The sequence below is a fragment of the Prevotella ihumii genome (assembly GCF_900155655.1).
Lineage (GTDB): Bacteria > Bacteroidota > Bacteroidia > Bacteroidales > Bacteroidaceae > Prevotella > Prevotella ihumii.
On sequence record NZ_LT706987.1, the window covers coordinates 2048805 to 2065913 of the forward strand.

Sequence of the window (17109 nt, forward strand, 5' to 3'; positions counted from 1 at the left end):
CTGTTATAAAATCTTTAAACAAGTTTGCCCAGTTATCTATGTCTTGTATTCTTTGTATACGCACTTTATTCTATTTTAGTTTTTTTATCTTTGCTCACAAATAGTATGTATCCATTCCGTTCATAGTTTGTGCGTTGTTCTATCAATGGGGTGCCGTCATATTTGTATTCTATGATTTCAGGATAATCTTTGGCATTGGTAGCATAATGGAGCAGATGTTTTGTTTGCTCACATAGGAAGCGAATACCACAAAAGGCTGTATTTGTTGTAGGTTTGTAAGTATACGAGCCTATTGAAATATTTATCAATTCTTTGATATAATCGCAATCCGTGCTTAATGTTACAAGCCTATTCGATATTTGGTCGCCTCCACCTCTTGGATTTATCTCTATGAGGTATATTCTATTATCTGGCGATATTTTCAATTCTATATGTGATGCACCATTTGTGAAATTTACTGCTGTTAATATTTCAGGAATCAATTTGCAGATTTGTTCTGAAATATGCTGTGGCAAGTCGGCTGGCTGATTGTGTCCTAATTCTGCAAAGTGTGGTGCACCTGTTGATATTTTATCCGTAATCTGGATAACATTATGTTGTCCTTCGTAAGATAAGGATTCTACTGACACTTCTCTTCCTTTTATGTATTCTTCTATTAGGAAATCGCTTTCTTTGAGTGCTTCGTCTATTTGCAGGGTGTTGAAGTCATTTTCTGAATTGAGGAAGTTTACCCCCACTTTTGCAGCCCCTGTGATGGGTTTTATCACACAAGGATAGAATATTTTTTCTTTGATGCGTTGGAAGTTTACTTTCTCAAACCTTATACTTGTCAGTCCAAGGATATTGTTTGTTTGCTGGCGCACCCAATTTTTATCCTTAATCTTTAACAGTTGGCTGTAAGGTGTTGTGTGTAGTCCTAATTTTTCGGCGACATAGGCAGTTGTCAGGGATGTCTTGTCCGAAGCATTACTAACTACTCCGTCTATCTTGAGTGCTTTACATCTGTCTACTATGGCATCTTTTTCCATAATAGATATAGGCACGAAATGGTCTACCAAGTCTTTGCATACAGCACCTTTTTCCCATGCAAAGCAGTATGTTTCTAAGTTTGGAATTTCTTTTGCCTTTTTACAGACTTCTATCTGACCGATGGAGGCACCTATGATTGCTAATTTCATTATGTTTTGTCTTTACTATTTTAAATTGACTTTGACAAGTTGTTCGTGGTTTTTGCAGAAGTATTCCATTTCCTCTATGGTGTTAAATTTAAGGAATATGATACCAATAGCTTTTCCTGCTCCATCAAAGAATTCTATTTTATCACCTTCTGTTTTATAAATTACTTTTCTATAAACAGATTTTTCAATTTCAGGTGCGATCTCTATTTTATCAAATTCGCCTTCTTCATAACTATGGAGTACGTAATGCATAAAACAACCTTCCTGTTCTTCCAAGGAAAGGTCGAAATGGATACCTAAGGCGGCAGCTATATTGGCTTTGACCAAGTCTACCTTAAAGATGTCGCTCAACTGGATGGGTATCATATTACCTCCTGCCCGTGGACCTATTTCTAAGAAATGTACTCTGTTTTGTTTATCAATAAGCAGTTCTATATTTAGTTCTCCAAAGCGGATATTAAGGGCGTTGATAATCCTTTGTAAATCCTTGTGTACAATTGTAACTTGCTGATTGTCAAGTCCAGAGGGCTTTTTTTTCCCAATTGGGATAAGTGCGCTGTTAGCATTGTCCCGTAGGCAGCTCATCTCTCCGAAGAGGATAATTTTGCCTTCTTTTACAAAAATATCCCCTCCTATTACATAGGGAAAGCCACGTTCTATAAATTCTTCTGCTATAAGAATTTGGTTATGTGAGTATTGACTCGCATACGTAATAGCCTCGTCTAAATTATGATGAATTGATTCTATCTTTGTTACTCCTTTCGAGCCTGAAGAGTCGGTAGGTTTAATGATAATTGGAAAGGAAAATTTAGAAATGAGTTCTTTTAGTTCTGTTTCGGAAGTTTTAGGAGTAAATGTTACATATTGGGGACAAGCAAAATTATTGTCTGATAAGAATTTTCTAAATTGATATTTTATTCCCAATATAGCAACAGAGCTTGAAGGATTTGTAGGAAGATTTAATCGTTCTGAAACGATTGCTGCTGGTAAAGCCGCTGGGTCGCTTGCATAGGCAAGTATTCCGTTTACTTTTTCTTGTTCGGCTACTTTGTATACGGCTTCAACATCGGTAGTACTTACGTTATAAAATTTATCTGCAACGAATTGTCCAGGATTATCTGGTAAGTAATCACATAAGATGGTATAAATGCCCATCTCTTTTGCTTTCTTGATGGCAATAACCTGCTGTGGCGATCCTCCTAATAAGAGAATACGTGGCTGTGTTTTATCCATTTATTAACTTTATAATGCGTGTAATACTTTCTTCTGTCAAGCTGTGATACATCGGCAGACAAATTACGCTGTTTGCTATGCTGTGTGCCACAGGTAGGTTTTCGGGATTTGCACTTCTAAGCCCACGATAGGTTGAGAACTCGCTGATGAGAGGGTAGAAGTAACGGCGTCCCCATATTCCTTGTTCTTTCATCTTAAAATAAAGTTCATCGCGAGTCATACCATACTTTTCTTTATCTATGAAAATTGGGAAATAGCTGTAATTGTGTCGTACACCTGGCATATCGTCCATAAAGCTAATACCTTCTACGTTGCGTAAGGCTTCACGATAAGTTTTGGCTACTTGTTGACGAGCAGCTATGGCATTATCTACTTGTTTTAAGTTCAGTAGACCATAGGCACTGCGTATTTCGTCCATCTTTCCATTGATACCTGGTCCAATTACAGTGGTTTCGCCTGCAAATCCAAAGTTTTTCAGATAATCTATGCGTTGTTTCGTCTTTTCATCATGGCAAACCAATGCTCCACCTTCTATTGTATTGTAAACCTTTGTGGCGTGGAAACTTAAGGTTGACATATCGCCAGCTTCAAGAATTGATTTTCCGTTCACTTCCACCCCAAAGGCGTGTGCTGCGTCGTAAATCACCTTCAGTCCGTATTTGTCGGCTATGGCTTGTATTCGTTCTGTGTCGCAGGGCTTTCCATACACGTGTACAGGCATTATGGCTGTGGTTTGTGGGGTGATGGCTGCCTCTATCTTGTCAGGGTCGATGTTGCAAGTTTCAGGATCGATGTCTACAAATACGGGTTTTATATTGTTCCACCATAGCGAGTGGGTTGTTGCCACAAAGCTATATGGAGTGGTGATTACTTCGCCTGTAATGCGTAGTGCCTGCAGAGCGCAGAGTAGGGGTAGTGTGCCATTGGTAAACAAGGCTACATAGGGTACTTTAAGATACTCTGCTAATGCCTTTTCTAATTGTTGATGGTATGCACCATTGTTGGTGAGCCATTTGTTGTTCCATATATCTTTGAGCATTTCGTGAAACTCATCAAGATTGGGAAGTAATGGCGATGTCACTGTTATTGGTTTGTTATCCATTTTCTAATACTTCGTTAGCTATAATATATTTTTGAGAAGTTATTTATTCTATTTCCTCTTCCCACTCCCCAAACTCTTCCTGTTTGGCATATGAATTACCTGCTCCACCTGTTAGGGGAGCGTTTGTTTCAATGTTTTTATCTTTTGTAATGCCTGCTTCTGAACCTGCCAACAAGCGATTAGGCGTGATTGGGATTGTATTTATGGTGGGGTGTATGTATTTGATATTTTTCATTTAGCTACAAGGTTATTGGATAAGTATTTTCTTGCCGTTTCTTATGTATATACCTTGTCTTAGATGAGGTGTATTTGTTATACGTTTACCATCAATGCTAAATACGTGAGAGGGTGTTTCGGAATTCTTTTGTAGGGGTGTCAGGACTGTCGTTTCTTGTTCAGTATCGATATTGTATTTGCCTTGTGATGTGTTTACGGCATCTTTTATTCTGAAAAATGCACGTAGGCCTCTTGTTGTTTTGTCGTTTTCGATGGGGTGATAGAGCTTGTTTTCCGCACCTAAGAAAAGTTCTGTGCCATCTGTTTTAAGGTCTGTGGGATTGTAATTCCCTATAAAGGCAAAGTTGCCTGTTGGGTCGGAAACGGTCTTTGGAGTTGGTGCGGTGCAAACAACATTGGTAAAAGTTGGGTTTGCGACTTCTGCTGATGGCATAATTATATAAGGTGTGCCTGCTTTTATCTCGGTGGCATCTCTGAATATCATAGTTGTGCCTTGTACCTCGCCTGTAAACTCTCTTAGTTGTGGATTTTTGAATGTTTCTTTTACGGTTGCTGCATCAACATCGAAAGGCAGACAGAACGTGTTCCAATGCTCGTGTGAGAGGGTGCGATTGAGGATAAACGACTTTGTTTTGGTAGGTTCTATTTGTGGTGTGTTGTCTTTACTCTCACCTAATGCCGTTAGTGCTTCCAGCGAGTAGATGTATATTGCCTTTGTTTGCGGCTTAGGATATTCTATTGTAAATTCTATTTTGCCACTTTTGTTCTCTGTTTGAAACAGATATATTGTTGCATCCTCCTTTGTTGCCTTTATGTTTTTTGTGATATTTAGCTCTCCAATTTTTAACGTAAACTTAAAATCGTTCTTTACATACAACAATATACGCACCATTTGGAGATTTTTAAATTCCTCTTTCGAAGCTATGGTTACTGTCTTTACTGTACGTCTTGATGTGCCTATATGCAATCCTGTATCCGTGCCAAACCAACCATTATATCCATCGGTTGTTAAGTTCCAATTATATCCATAAACTGGTTGTTTGGCTTGATAGGTCTGCATTTTTCCTTTTTCATTCTGCCAAGTCCCAAAAAACAATTTATCAAACAAGAATTGTTGTGCTTGTGCTGTGTGCATATTAGCTGCAATAGCTAAGAAGCATACAATAAGCCTTATTAGGAATTGTTTTTGGAATTTCATCGCAAGAGTGTTTTTATTTTATCTCCCAACTCTCAATATTCTTTGTTTCGCTGCTGAAGTTTACTCCTACCTTTGTGATGGGAAGTCCTGCGAGTGCAAAACGTTCAGGATATTGTTTCAAGTCTATTTGCTGCAATGCCTTTTCAGATGAAGCGTCTATCTTAAATTCTATAAGGTATAGACGTGTAGCAGTTCTTAACACCATATCCACTCTGCCCTGTGGTGTGCGTATTTCTATATCTACGTATTGCCCTAACAGACTGAATATAACGTAGAACAACGACTGATAATGTCCTTCGTATTGCGTGTTTTCGGTGTAAGGTACAGTGCCGAGAAACGTTTTAAGAAGGTTGAAAAACTCGTCCAAATCGTCTTTACACAATGCTTTGTATAGCCGTGTAACCATCAGTCTTGATGCATTCGTATTTTTCACATAGTTGGGTAATAACGCTTTCATCAATCCTACACGTACCTCTTGATTAGGAATACCAATGGTATAGAGATTTACTTCAGGGTCGTACCCTTTTATTGTGATATACCCACTTTGATAGAGTAGGGGAATGATAGATGTGATGGATTCTGTTGGAGCATCAAACTCATCTGCAAATGCTTCTGTTCGTTCTAATTGTTCAGGTTCTACTGCAAACTCTTTTAGCTTCTCAATTAAGAATGTCGGTGTACCCGATGCAAACCAATACGCCCCTATTGTTTTCTTAGAGAAACAAGTAAGCAGACTGAAAGGGTTGTATATATCTGGCGAGTTTGGACTGAAGTGATAGCCATCATAGTTTTCTTTTAATGCTTGTTTCACTTCCTGAGGTGTTTTTCCCACCTTCTCTCCCAATAGTGCCACTTCTTCCGTTAATGCAGTGTCAATTTCTTCTTGCGTTATGCCACATATTGCAGCAAAGGCATCGTCCATACTCACATTGTTCAAATTGTTGAGTTCTGAGAAAATGCTGAGTTGTGAGAACTTGGTGATACCTGTTAAGAAAACGAAGTGCAAGTATGGGTCGCACGCCTTGAGCGGACTATAAAAGTTTCGTATCGTATAGCGCAATTCTTCAAATACCTCTTGATTGTATGCCACATCGAGCAGTGGAGCATCGTATTCATCAATAAGTACAACCACCTGTTGCCCTGTCTTTTGCTGCACTTCTATAATAAGGTTAGCCAATCTTGTATTAGGCGATTTAGTACTTTTCTCTATGCCATACTGCTGTTCGTATCGTGTGAGAAAAAGGTCTAATAACTCATTAAGTCGTTCCACATCAGCGTGTTTCGCCAAACTCATATCAAAATGAAGCACAGGGCGTTGTATCCACTCTGTTTCCAATTTCTCTATGGCTAATCCCTTGAACAATTCTTTTTCGCCTTTGAAATAGCTTTCGAGGGTTGAAGTGAGCAATGATTTACCAAATCTGCGTGGTCGACTTAGGAATATATATTTTGAACTTTCGTTTGTAAGTTTATATATAATTTCTGTTTTATCAACATAAATACATTTTTTGTTGATAATCTCTGAAAATGTCTGTATTCCTATGGGATACTTCATATTGCTTCCTCCTTTAANTCTGAGAATATGCTGAGTTGTGAGAACTTGGTGATACCTGTTAAGAAAACGAAGTGCAAGTATGGGTCGCACGCCTTTAGCGGACTATAAAAGTTTCGTATCGTATAGCGCAATTCTTCAAATACCTCTTGATTGTATACCACATCGAGCAGTGGAGCATCGTATTCATCAATAAGTACAACCACCTGTTGCCCCGTTTGCTGATAAGCACGCTTAATTAAGCCAGCTAATCGTTGATTAGGCAGTTTTTCTTCCTCTTCTTTTCCGTATAGTTTTTCGTATTCAGATAGTTTTATGCCTAATTCTTCTCCAAGTTCTGAAACACTTTTATGCTTTGCTGTGCTCATATCAAAGTGGAGCACAGGGCGTTGTATCCACTCTGTTTCCAATTTCTCTATGGCTAATCCTTTAAACAGTTCTTTTTCGCCTTTGAAATAGCTTTCGAGGGTTGAAGTGAGCAATGATTTGCCAAATCTGCGTGGTCGACTTAGGAATATATATTTTGAACTTTCGTTTGTAAGTTTATATATAATTTCTGTTTTATCAACATAAATACATTTTTTGTTGATAATCTCTGAAAATGTCTGTATTCCTATGGGGTACTTCATATTGCTTCCTCCTTTAAAACTACTTGTTGGTTATCTCCCAACTCTCAATATTCTTTGTTTTGCTGCTGAAGTTTACTCCTACCTTTGTGATGGGAAGTCCTGCGAGTGCAAAACGTTCAGGATATTGTTTCAAGTCTATTTGCTGCAATGCCTTTTCAGATGAAGCGTCTATCTTAAATTCTATAAGGTATAGACGTGTAGCAGTTCTTAACACCATATCCACTCTGCCCTGTGGTGTGCGTATTTCTATATCTACGTATTGTCCTAACAGACTGAATATAACATAGAATAGCGACTGATAATGTCCTTCGTATTGCGTGTTTTCGGTGTAAGGTACAGTGCCGAGAAACGTTTTGAGGAGATTAAAAAACTCGTCCAAATCGTCTTTTAACAGCTTTGTATATAATTTCGCCACCGTTGTACTTGCTATCTGCGGTTGTTTCACATAGTTGTTTAGCAAGTTCTTCATCAATCCTATTCTCACCTCATTGTTAGGAATAGACAATGTGTATAAGCCTGTAATAGGTTCGTAATCTTTGATAGTGATATATCCACTTTGATAGAGCAGCGGCATAATGGAAGTCATCGTGTGCATTGGTGCATCGAAATAGTCGGCCGTTGCCTCTTGATTATCTATTTCCTCTGGACTTACATTAAATTTATTGAGCATTTCTATCAAATAGGTCGGTGTACCCGATGCAAACCAATACGCCCCTATTGTTTTCTTAGAGAAACAAGTAAGCAGGCTGAATGGATTGTATATATCTGGCGAGTTTGGGCTGAAGTGATAGCCATCATAGTTTTCTTTTAATGCTTGTTTCACTTCCTGAGGTGTTTTCCCCATCTTCTCTCCCAATAGTGCCACTTCTTCCGTTAATGCAGTGTCAATTTCTTCTTGCGTTATGCCACATATTGCAGCAAAGGCATCGTCCATACTCACATTGTTCAAGTTGTTGAGTTCTGAGAAAATGCTGAGTTGTGAGAACTTGGTGATACCTGTTAAGAAAACGAAGTGCAAGTATGGGTCGCACGCCTTGAGCGGACTATAAAAGTTTCGCATCGTATAGCGCAATTCTTCAAACACCTCTTGATTGTATGCCACATCGAGCAGTGGAGCATCGTATTCATCAATAAGTACAACTACCTGTTGCCCTGTCTTTTGCTGCACTTCTATAATAAGGTTAGCCAATCTTGTATTAGGCGATTTAGTACTTTTCTCTATGCCATACTGCTGTTCGTATCGTGTGAGAAAAAGGTCTAACAACTCATTAAGTCGTTCCACATCAGCGTGTTTCGCCAAACTCATATCAAAATGAAGCACAGGGCGTTGTATCCACTCTGTTTCCAATTTCTCTATGGCTAATCCCTTGAACAATTCTTTTTCGCCTTTGAAATAGCTTTCGAGGGTTGAAGTGAGCAATGATTTACCAAATCTGCGTGGTCGACTTAGGAATAGATACTGACTTTCGTGTGCGAGTTTATAAATAAGCTCAGTTTTATCTACATAGATAAAATTGTCTTTCCTGATTTTTTCAAACGTCTGTATTCCTATGGGGTACTTCATATTGCTTCCTCCTTTAAAACTACTTGTTGGTTATCTCCCAACTCTCAATATTCTTTGTTTTGCTGCTGAAGTTTACTCCTACCTTTGTGATGGGAAGTCCTGCGAGTGCAAAACGTTCAGGATATTGTTTCAAGTCTATTTGCTGCAATGCCTTTTCAGATGAAGCGTCTATCTTAAATTCTATAAGGTATAGACGTGTAGTAGTTCTTAACACCATATCCACTCTGCCCTGTGGTGTGCGTATTTCTATATCTACGTATTGCCCTAACAGACTGAATATAACATAGAATAGCGACTGATAATGCCCTTCGTATTGGGTGTTTTCGGTGTAAGGTACAGTGCCGAGAAACGTTTTGAGGAGATTAAAAAACTCGTCCAAATCGTCTTTTAACAGCTTTGTATATAATTTCGCCACCGTTGTACTTGCTATCTGCGGTTGTTTCACATAGTTGTTTAGCAAGTTCTTCATCAGTCCTATTCTCACCTCATTGTTAGGAATAGACAATGTGTATAAGCCTGTAATAGGTTCGTAATCTTTGATAGTGATATATCCACTTTGATAGAGCAGCGGCATAATGGAAGTCATCGTGTGCATTGGTGCATCGAAATAGTCGGCTGTTGCCTCTTGATTATCTATTTCCTCTGGACTTACATTAAATTTATTGAGCATTTCTATCAAATAGGTAGGTGTGCCCGATGCAAACCAATAGGCATCAACCTTTCTGTCTGCAAAAGCATTTAACAAGCTGAAAGGGTTGTAAATATCTGGTGATATTTCAGAAAAGTGATACCCGTCATAATTATGTTTCAATTCCTTGAATACACTTTCTGTCGATATGGACAGATTAGCAGCCATCTCTTCTATATCTTCTGCAAATACGGTCTTTAGTTCATCTTCTGTTATTCCACAAATAGCTGCATATTTGGGGAGCATACTTACATTGCGTATATTGTTGAGTTCTGAGAATATGCTGAGTTGTGAAAACTTGGTGATACCTGTTAGGAATACGAAATGGAGATAAGGGTCGCACGCCTTTAGCGGACTATAAAAGTTTCGCATCGTATAGCGCAATTCTTCAAATACCTCTTGATTGTATGCCACATCGAGTAGTGGTGCATCGTATTCATCAATAAGTACAACTACCTGTTGCCCCGTTTGCTGATAAGCACGCTTAATCAAGCCTGCTAATCGTTGATTAGGCAGTTTTTCTTCCTCTTCTTTTCCGTATAGTTTTTCGTATTCAGATAGTTTTATGCCTAATTCTTCTCCAAGTTCTGAAACACTTTTATGCTTTGCTGTGCTCATATCAAAGTGGAGCACAGGGCGTTGTATCCACTCTGTTTCCAACTTCTCTATGGCTAATCCTTTGAACAATTCTTTTTCGCCCTTGAAATAACTTTCCAATGTAGATAAGAGTAATGATTTGCCAAATCTACGTGGTCGACTAAGGAATAGATACTGACTTTCGTGTGCGAGTTTATAAATAAGCTCAGTTTTATCTACATAGATAAAATTGTCTTTCCTTATTTTTTTAAACGTCTGTATTCCTATGGGGTACTTCATATAGTCTTCCTTTGTTAAAACTATTTAACCCAAATCGGTCGTTAGAATGAGAATGTATTTTGCGATTATTTTGCGATTTATTTTGCATATATCAAAGGAGCATAGCGGGCTATGTGACTGCAGATATAGGTAAAATAAAGCCAAAATAAGACAAAAGACAGCTCATAAGTTTCAAAAATAATAAAGTAAGCACCTAAACTGGTCTAATGACCGATTTGGGTTTAATGAAAGCTCTTTGCGTGTTTGGGGGAATAATGATTACTCCGCTTGGGTCTTTTAAACAATGTGAAGATATTAACTTTTTAAAAGTTCACACTGCTTAATGTATGTGTTATAGGCTGGTTCTATAAATTACCACCGCATATCGTCATTAATTTTTTATGAAATACGTTTTGTTATCTTTTGGCTTCTTTTTATATAAAACAAGCTGCGCCTCAACAACTCAAACAAGTTTGATTGCATTCGGCTTGCTCCGTTTTTGGTTCAAAATCTAACAAAGCTAATTTATAGAACCAGCCTATAAACTATTCTTTTTGTTGTTGCTCGGTACAAAGGCTAAAGTTTTGGAAATACTTTCTCTCCTCCTTTTTTAGAACAAAAAGGAAGTTTGGAGTGAATTTCTAAACCCCAACCTCCGCATTTAGGACATTGTCCCGCAGAGCAATCGTGAGTCAGATTTTGATGTTATTTGTTGCAAAGGTACGATAAAAAACCGAACTAAGCAATTTTTACATCTATAATTGTTTAACCATTTAGCCGATTTTGTTCGGTTTCTCGACTACTTCGGTTATGCCTTAATTATCGTTGTTCGATTTGTAGGCTGGTTCTATAAATACGTTTTGTTATCTTTTGGCTTCTTTTTATATAAAACAGGCTGCGCCTCAACCATTCAAACAAGTTTGATTGCATTCGGCTTGCTCCGTTTTTGGTTCAAAATGTAAGTTCGTTCAGTCGTGTAGCTCGCTCCACTCCTTCACTCTCTTGCATTTTGACCTCAAAAATAAGCTCAAAATCTAACAAAGCTAATTTACAGAACTAGCCAGATGACTTTACATTATTTTGCGTCCTTAATACGCTTAGATTGATGTGGAATACAAAAATAGGAATAAAAAAAGGTAATTGCAAATAAAATGATATATTTTTTTTTCATCTTATCGTTGTTGTACACCATTTATCTGTACCGAAAAATAGACGAATTTGGGCTGCTTATATCTTCTCTTATGCTAAGTTTGTAAATGCTTGATTAACAGGTGTGTTATAAGCGTATTTTAAAACATATATGTTTGAGACTGCCAAACATATATGTTTCATAGGCTTAAAGTTCAACTTTGAGGAACTCAAACATATATCTTTTACATTCTTAACGTTTAACGATGGCTGATGATAGATGGGTGAAGGAAAAACAGACCAATATGCTTCGAACTTACAAATGTAAAGGTTTATGATAGTTTTATTCGTTTTTGCACCTTTTTTTTCTACAAACCATTATTTATTTGTATATTTGCACAAATCAAAAAAAGGTGCAGTTGCTAATCACAATCTCGCAGCACAAAAATGGTGAAGCTTGGAGAGCTTATCTTCTTTCTTTGCTGTACGAGAGCAGCAATTATCCCTGCACTCAATTGTTTGCAAAAGTACGATAGTTTTTTATTTGATGCAATACTTATTGTTTGGTATTCTGTAAATACCTAAAAATGATTATTGCAGCATTAGAAAAAAAATTGTTATTTTGCACCTATTATGTAATAAGAAGCGAACTAAATGAAAAATCATAAAATGTACGAAGCTGATGACAAGATGATAAATCTCATCAGCGACAACTACGACCTACTACAAGCATTGGGGAGTTTCGGAATCAATCTTGGTTTCGGCGACAAGACCGTGCGCGAAGTTTGCGACAGTCAGAATGTGGACACATATACTTTTTTGGCAGTTGTCAATTTTACGATAAATGGTTACAAAGAGTTTGACGATGCCAACCGCTTATCTATCTCTACCTTGGTGCAATATTTGAAAGCCAGTCACACGTATTACCTTGATTTTCAATTGCCTTTCATACGCCAGAAGTTGGTTGACGCATTAGACGAAGCCGACAATCTTGCACGTCTCATATTGAAGCTCTACGACGAGTATACGCACGACATACGCAACCATATGAAGTACGAAGAGAAGAATGTGTTCCCTTATGTAGACTCGCTACTTCTTGGGCAGGCAAACGAAAATTACGATATAGAAACCTTCTCGAAACATCATATGCAAACCGACAGCAAGCTACGCGAACTGAAGAATATTATCATTAAGTACTTGCCATCGGACGCGCACCGCAATAGTCAACTCACAGCAACACTGTACGATATATACAATTGCGAAGATTGGCTTGACCAACACGCCAATGTGGAGGACGAGATATTTATTCCAGCTATACGCCACTTGGAAATGAAGAGCAAGCAGAACGATGTGAGTGTGAAGATTTCGAATATGCTCAATAGCAATGGCGATGCGACAGAAATGCTTAGCGACAGAGAAAAAGACGTGATAGTGAGCGTGGTACAGGGAATGACCAACAAGGAAATAGCTAACCACTTGTGTATCTCTGCCAATACCGTTATTACGCATCGACGCAACATAGCACGCAAGTTGCAGATACATTCGCCTGCGGGATTAACCATCTATGCTATTGTGAACAACTTGGTAGACATTAGCGCAGTTAGTTTGTAATTATTATAGAATAGAAAAGGTGATTTATAGGAGTTATCAGTTTAAAATCGATAATTTCTATAGAACACTTTCTTTTGTTTGGGCTTTTTGTTGTAATTTTGCATACTATGGAACAAGAAAAAATGATGCAAGGGCGTCCACGAATTGCAATTGTTGACCCTAACACCTTGGCTGTGTTGGGGTTGAGGAATATATTACAGACCGTTATACCCATTATGACGGTAGAAACTTTCTCATCGTTTGCAGAGTTTTATGCTGCAGGACCAGAAAATTTCTTTCATTATTTCATCGCTCAAACCATTGTCTTGGAGAAGCGTGTTTACTTCTCTGATCTTATTCACAAGACCATTGTACTCACCATATCTAAAGACCCTAATTCGCAATTGTCGGGTTTCCATAGTTTTTGCATCAATGCGCCTGAAGACGAATTGGTAAAAGATTTGCTAAAAGTGGTGCAGTATGGGCACGCTGGAGGACGCAATCTGCCCGAAATGCCTCAAGCGTTGCGCAATAAAATATTGAGCAACAGAGAGATTGAGGTCTTATCGTTGATAGTGCAAGGCTTTATCAATAAGGAGATTGCCGAGCAACTTTGCATTAGTCTTACCACGGTTATTACCCACCGAAAGAACATCATGGACAAGTTGGGTATGAGGAGTGTATCGGCACTCACCATCTATGCGGTGATGCACGGATACGTAGATATTAATAAGATATAGGTATTTTTTGCTGCTTTCGCCTTTATATTTTTGTTACAAAATGGGGGCTAAGGTGTGCGCAAACCACGCTCTGAACCTTTGCCAAGGTGTGCGCCACTGTTTCCACTTTTGTTCTGTGAGGCGAAAACTGTCTTTTTTCTGGTTTTCAAAAAGAATTTCAAGCTCCCGTGTCGTTTCCTTGTCTACCACTACGGCATTGAGTTCTCTGTCCCAACGCAGACTTCTTGCATTGAGATTAGCAGACCCTACTGTGCACAACTTGCCGTCTACCATTATTATCTTTGTGTGATGAAACCCTGGCTTGAACATCCATATCGTGCAACCCTTCTTCATTAGCTTGTGTGCATTGTAAAATCCGCAGTCGGGCGTTAAGGGTATGTCGCTTTTCACACTTAGCATAATTTCTACTTTTACCCCTCTTTGAGCCGCATTGGCAAGGGCTTTCATCAGTTTATGGCTTAGGGTGAAGTAAGGATTTATTATCTTTATGCTGTCTTTGGCACAACTTATCGCTTCGTAATAGAAGTCGCGGATAATGGCATTGGTGGTCTTGGGCTCGCGATTAATGATGCCCACCATTTTCTTTCCTGCTGTTTGGCACGTATCGGGCTTTAATCCTTTGATATATTGTGCGTTGCTTATGCCACGATAGTATTGTGCGCCGCTTACTTTCTTGCCCGATACGAGATACCACATTCGCAAGAAAATGGTTTGAAGGGTGTTCACTTCATCGCCCTCAATTCTACAATGCAGGTCGTGCCATGACCCCACCACCTCTGTTCCGTGAATGTAGTAGTCGGCTACGTTCATTCCGCCCGTGTAGCCCACTTTGCCATCAATGATTACAATCTTGCGGTGGTCACGGTTGAAGATGTCGTGTAGCCACGGAAAGCGTAAGGGCTTAAACTCGTAAATCTCGATGCCTTGCTCGCGTATTGCCTTGAGATGGCGTTTCTTCATCGGTTTGTTGTTGCTGAAATTTCCAAATCCGTCGAATATGGCACGCACTTCTACGCCCTGTTTTGCCTTTTTTGCCAAGCGTTTCACCAACTCTTCGTTGATGGAATCGTTTCTGAAGTTGAAGTACTCTAAGTGTATGCTTTTTTGTGCTTGCTCTATGGCACAGAAAAGGTCGTCAAACTTTTCTTGACCATTGGTCAGTAATGTTACAGTGTTATTGCGGCTAAAGGTTATACCTCTGTCTCTTAATCGCTTGACAATGAGCGAGTCAGACGATTGGTTCGAGGGTTGCAACGCAGCATCTGCCTCATTGCAAGCGTGCAACGAAGTTTGGCAAGCGAATAATGATTTTTGAAATGGAATAGATTGGGTTTTGCTAATTGTTCCGTTAGCATATAGAGAACAAACTTGTGCTACCAACAAGTAGCACAAGCATATAAGGGGGAAGAAATGTCTACTTTTTCTTCTTAAAATCACTTTTTTTGTTTTAATTTCGTATTGTTATTCTACGGCTGCCATTGCCAATTTAATGAGCTTATTATGCTAATTCAATAGCCTATACTGCCAGCGAAATGGATTGATGATACCAATTTAGGGGCTTATTATACCCATTTACTGGACTTATTATGCCAATTAAACGGAACTGCTAATGCCATTAAATCATACAGCTATAATGGTCTACTACGCCAAAGAGATGTCCTTCCTTGTCGCAAACAAGCACCGTATGCACCTTATGTTGGTGCATAATACGCTGTATTTCAGTAATTTTTGTATTTGGAAGTACCATCTTTGGCTTGCGTGTCATAATGTCTTCCACGGTCTTGTCGAAGAATTTGGCTTGCCATTTCTCCATCGCTCTACGTATATCACCATCGGTTATGAGTCCTATTACTTTGTCGTTTTCTACCGAAACACCTAAGCCCAATTTTCCATTGCTCACGTGAATAATAGCCTCACCTAAGTGCATTTCTTTTGGAATGATAGGTAAGTCGTCCGACCGCATCACATCTTGTGCTGTAGTAAGGAGGCGTTTGCCAAGTTCACCACCTGGGTGGAACTGTGCAAAGTCCTTTGGACGGAACTTTCTCATCTCCATCAGAACTATTGCCAAGGCATCGCCCATAACGAGAGCTGCGGTGGTTGAGCTGGTGGGGGCAAGGTTTAGGGGGCATGCCTCTTTCTCTACCCACACCTTGATATGTGCTGTGGAATACTTAGCCAATAGCGATTGTGGGTTGGCACTCATTCCTATGATGGGAATATTGTTGTGCAAAACCATCGGAATGAAGCGCAATAGCTCGTCGGTCTGTCCCGAATTGGAGAGTGCGAGTACAACGTCGTCCTTTGTCATTACGCCCAAATCGCCGTGAAACACGTCTAATGGGTTGACAAAGAATGCAGGCGTACCCGTAGAAGATAGGGTTGCAGCAATCTTTGCACCAATGTTTCCACTCTTTCCAACGCCTGTTACAATTACTTTACCTTTGCAGTGGAACATCAAACCGACAGCTTTGTCGAAGTTTTCGTCCAATTGGTCTATCAAGGCAAGTGTAGCGTGTGCCTCTTCCTTGATACATTGTATGGCGTAGTCTCTTACAGTGTTCATTCCTTAAATCTCCTTTTAAAGATGGTTTCTAACAACTCTTTATGCTTTTTGAAACCCATCTTTAGCTTATTGTAGTTTTTCTATTAGACTTTCAAGTTTCGATAATTCCAACATATTGGCTGCATCACTTAGCCCCTTGTCTGGTTCAGGATGCACTTCAAAGAAGTATCCATTAGTCCCGAAAGCCTTAGCAGCCAATGCCATAGAGGACACAAATTTGCGGTCGCCGACGGTTTTTCCATCGCCTGCCGAAGGTCGCTGAACGCTGTGGGTACAGTCCATAATAACTGTGGGGCTGAACTCCTGCATATCAGGAATATTTCTGAAGTCTACCACAAGGTTGTTGTAACCAAATGAATTGCCACGTTCGGTGAGCCAAACTTCCTTTGCACCGCTTTTAAGACACTTCTCTACGGGGTAGCGCATATCTTTTCCGCTTAAGAACTGTGCCTTTTTTATATTCACAATCTTGCCTGTCTGTGCCGCTGCCACCAATAAGTCGGTTTGTCTACATAGAAAGGCTGGTATCTGAATAACATCTACCACCTTGCCCACCTCTTCGGCTTGATAGCTTTCGTGTATATCGGTGAGGAGGCGGAGACCGAACTTCTCCTTAATGTTGCTCAACATTTCGAGTCCTTTCTCCATACCCGGGCCACGAAACGACTTGAGACTTGTGCGGTTGGCCTTATCAAAACTGGCTTTGAAAATAATATCTATTCCATACTTTTGGTTGAGTCTTACCAATTCTTGAGCTACTGTTTCTAATAGCTCTTGGTGCTCAATGACGCACGGACCTGCAATGTAAACATTTTGATTTTTCATCTTTTGCATTCTTATGTTTGTATT

13 protein-coding genes and 1 pseudogene are annotated in these 17109 nt (G+C 39.3%); 2 read left to right on the forward strand and 12 right to left on the reverse strand.

Annotated elements, in window-relative coordinates; translation table 11 throughout:
• Positions 1-65: 65 nt before the first annotated feature.
• The 9 genes and pseudogenes from CZ367_RS09180 to CZ367_RS09220 all read right to left on the reverse strand — a co-directional run bounded on the left by CZ367_RS09180 (position 66) and on the right by CZ367_RS09220 (position 10257).
• Positions 66-1178: an ATP-grasp domain-containing protein gene (locus CZ367_RS09180; protein WP_077196622.1), complete on the reverse strand. Its 1113-nt coding sequence runs from the start codon at positions 1176-1178 to the stop codon at positions 66-68.
• 15 nt (positions 1179-1193) lie between these two features.
• Positions 1194-2411, reverse strand: a complete 1218-nt coding sequence (locus tag CZ367_RS09185) for an ATP-grasp domain-containing protein (protein WP_077196623.1) — start codon at positions 2409-2411, stop codon at positions 1194-1196.
• Positions 2404-3513, reverse strand: a complete 1110-nt coding sequence (locus CZ367_RS09190) for a DegT/DnrJ/EryC1/StrS family aminotransferase (protein WP_077196624.1) — start codon at positions 3511-3513, stop codon at positions 2404-2406. The genes CZ367_RS09185 and CZ367_RS09190 overlap by 8 nt, the downstream gene beginning before the upstream one ends.
• A gap of 43 nt (positions 3514-3556) precedes the next feature.
• Positions 3557-3748, reverse strand: a complete 192-nt coding sequence (locus CZ367_RS09195) for a hypothetical protein (RefSeq protein ID WP_077196625.1) — start codon at positions 3746-3748, stop codon at positions 3557-3559.
• A 12-nt stretch (positions 3749-3760) separates the two neighbouring features.
• Positions 3761-4948, reverse strand: a complete 1188-nt coding sequence (locus CZ367_RS09200; RefSeq protein ID WP_077196626.1) for a hypothetical protein — start codon at positions 4946-4948, stop codon at positions 3761-3763.
• Between the two features lie 13 nt (positions 4949-4961).
• On the reverse strand, positions 4962-6503 hold the full coding sequence (locus CZ367_RS09205) for an ATP-binding protein (RefSeq protein WP_077196627.1): 1542 nt from the start codon (positions 6501-6503) through the stop codon (positions 4962-4964).
• A gap of 14 nt (positions 6504-6517) precedes the next feature.
• A pseudogene (locus CZ367_RS09210) lies at positions 6518-7129 on the reverse strand (AAA family ATPase); the annotation flags it as partial.
• A gap of 19 nt (positions 7130-7148) precedes the next feature.
• A complete protein-coding gene (locus CZ367_RS09215) occupies positions 7149-8693 on the reverse strand; it encodes an ATP-binding protein (protein ID WP_077196628.1) in 1545 nt (514 codons plus the stop codon).
• Between the two features lie 19 nt (positions 8694-8712).
• The gene (locus tag CZ367_RS09220) at positions 8713-10257 is read right to left on the reverse strand and encodes an ATP-binding protein (RefSeq protein ID WP_077196629.1); all 1545 of its coding nucleotides are present in this window, start codon (positions 10255-10257) and stop codon (positions 8713-8715) included.
• 1761 nt (positions 10258-12018) lie between these two features.
• Here CZ367_RS09220 and CZ367_RS09225 point away from each other — a divergent pair.
• Positions 12019-12975, forward strand: a complete 957-nt coding sequence (locus CZ367_RS09225) for a helix-turn-helix transcriptional regulator (RefSeq protein ID WP_077196630.1) — start codon at positions 12019-12021, stop codon at positions 12973-12975.
• A 107-nt stretch (positions 12976-13082) separates the two neighbouring features.
• Positions 13083-13694, forward strand: a complete 612-nt coding sequence (locus tag CZ367_RS09230) for a response regulator transcription factor (RefSeq protein WP_077196631.1) — start codon at positions 13083-13085, stop codon at positions 13692-13694.
• A gap of 33 nt (positions 13695-13727) precedes the next feature.
• Here CZ367_RS09230 and cls read toward each other — a convergent pair whose 3' ends face one another.
• From cls to kdsA, 3 genes are all read right to left on the reverse strand, one after another.
• Positions 13728-15131 carry a cardiolipin synthase gene (cls, locus tag CZ367_RS09235; RefSeq protein ID WP_237581657.1) on the reverse strand — a complete coding sequence of 468 codons (1404 nt, stop codon included), beginning with the start codon at positions 15129-15131 and terminating at the stop codon, positions 13728-13730.
• Positions 15132-15309: 178 nt separating this feature from the next.
• Positions 15310-16260, reverse strand: coding sequence for a KpsF/GutQ family sugar-phosphate isomerase (locus CZ367_RS09240; protein WP_077196632.1), 951 nt, complete (start codon positions 16258-16260; stop codon positions 15310-15312).
• A gap of 66 nt (positions 16261-16326) precedes the next feature.
• Positions 16327-17085 carry a 3-deoxy-8-phosphooctulonate synthase gene (gene kdsA / locus CZ367_RS09245; RefSeq protein WP_077197415.1) on the reverse strand — a complete coding sequence of 253 codons (759 nt, stop codon included), beginning with the start codon at positions 17083-17085 and terminating at the stop codon, positions 16327-16329.
• Positions 17086-17109 lie beyond the last annotated feature (24 nt).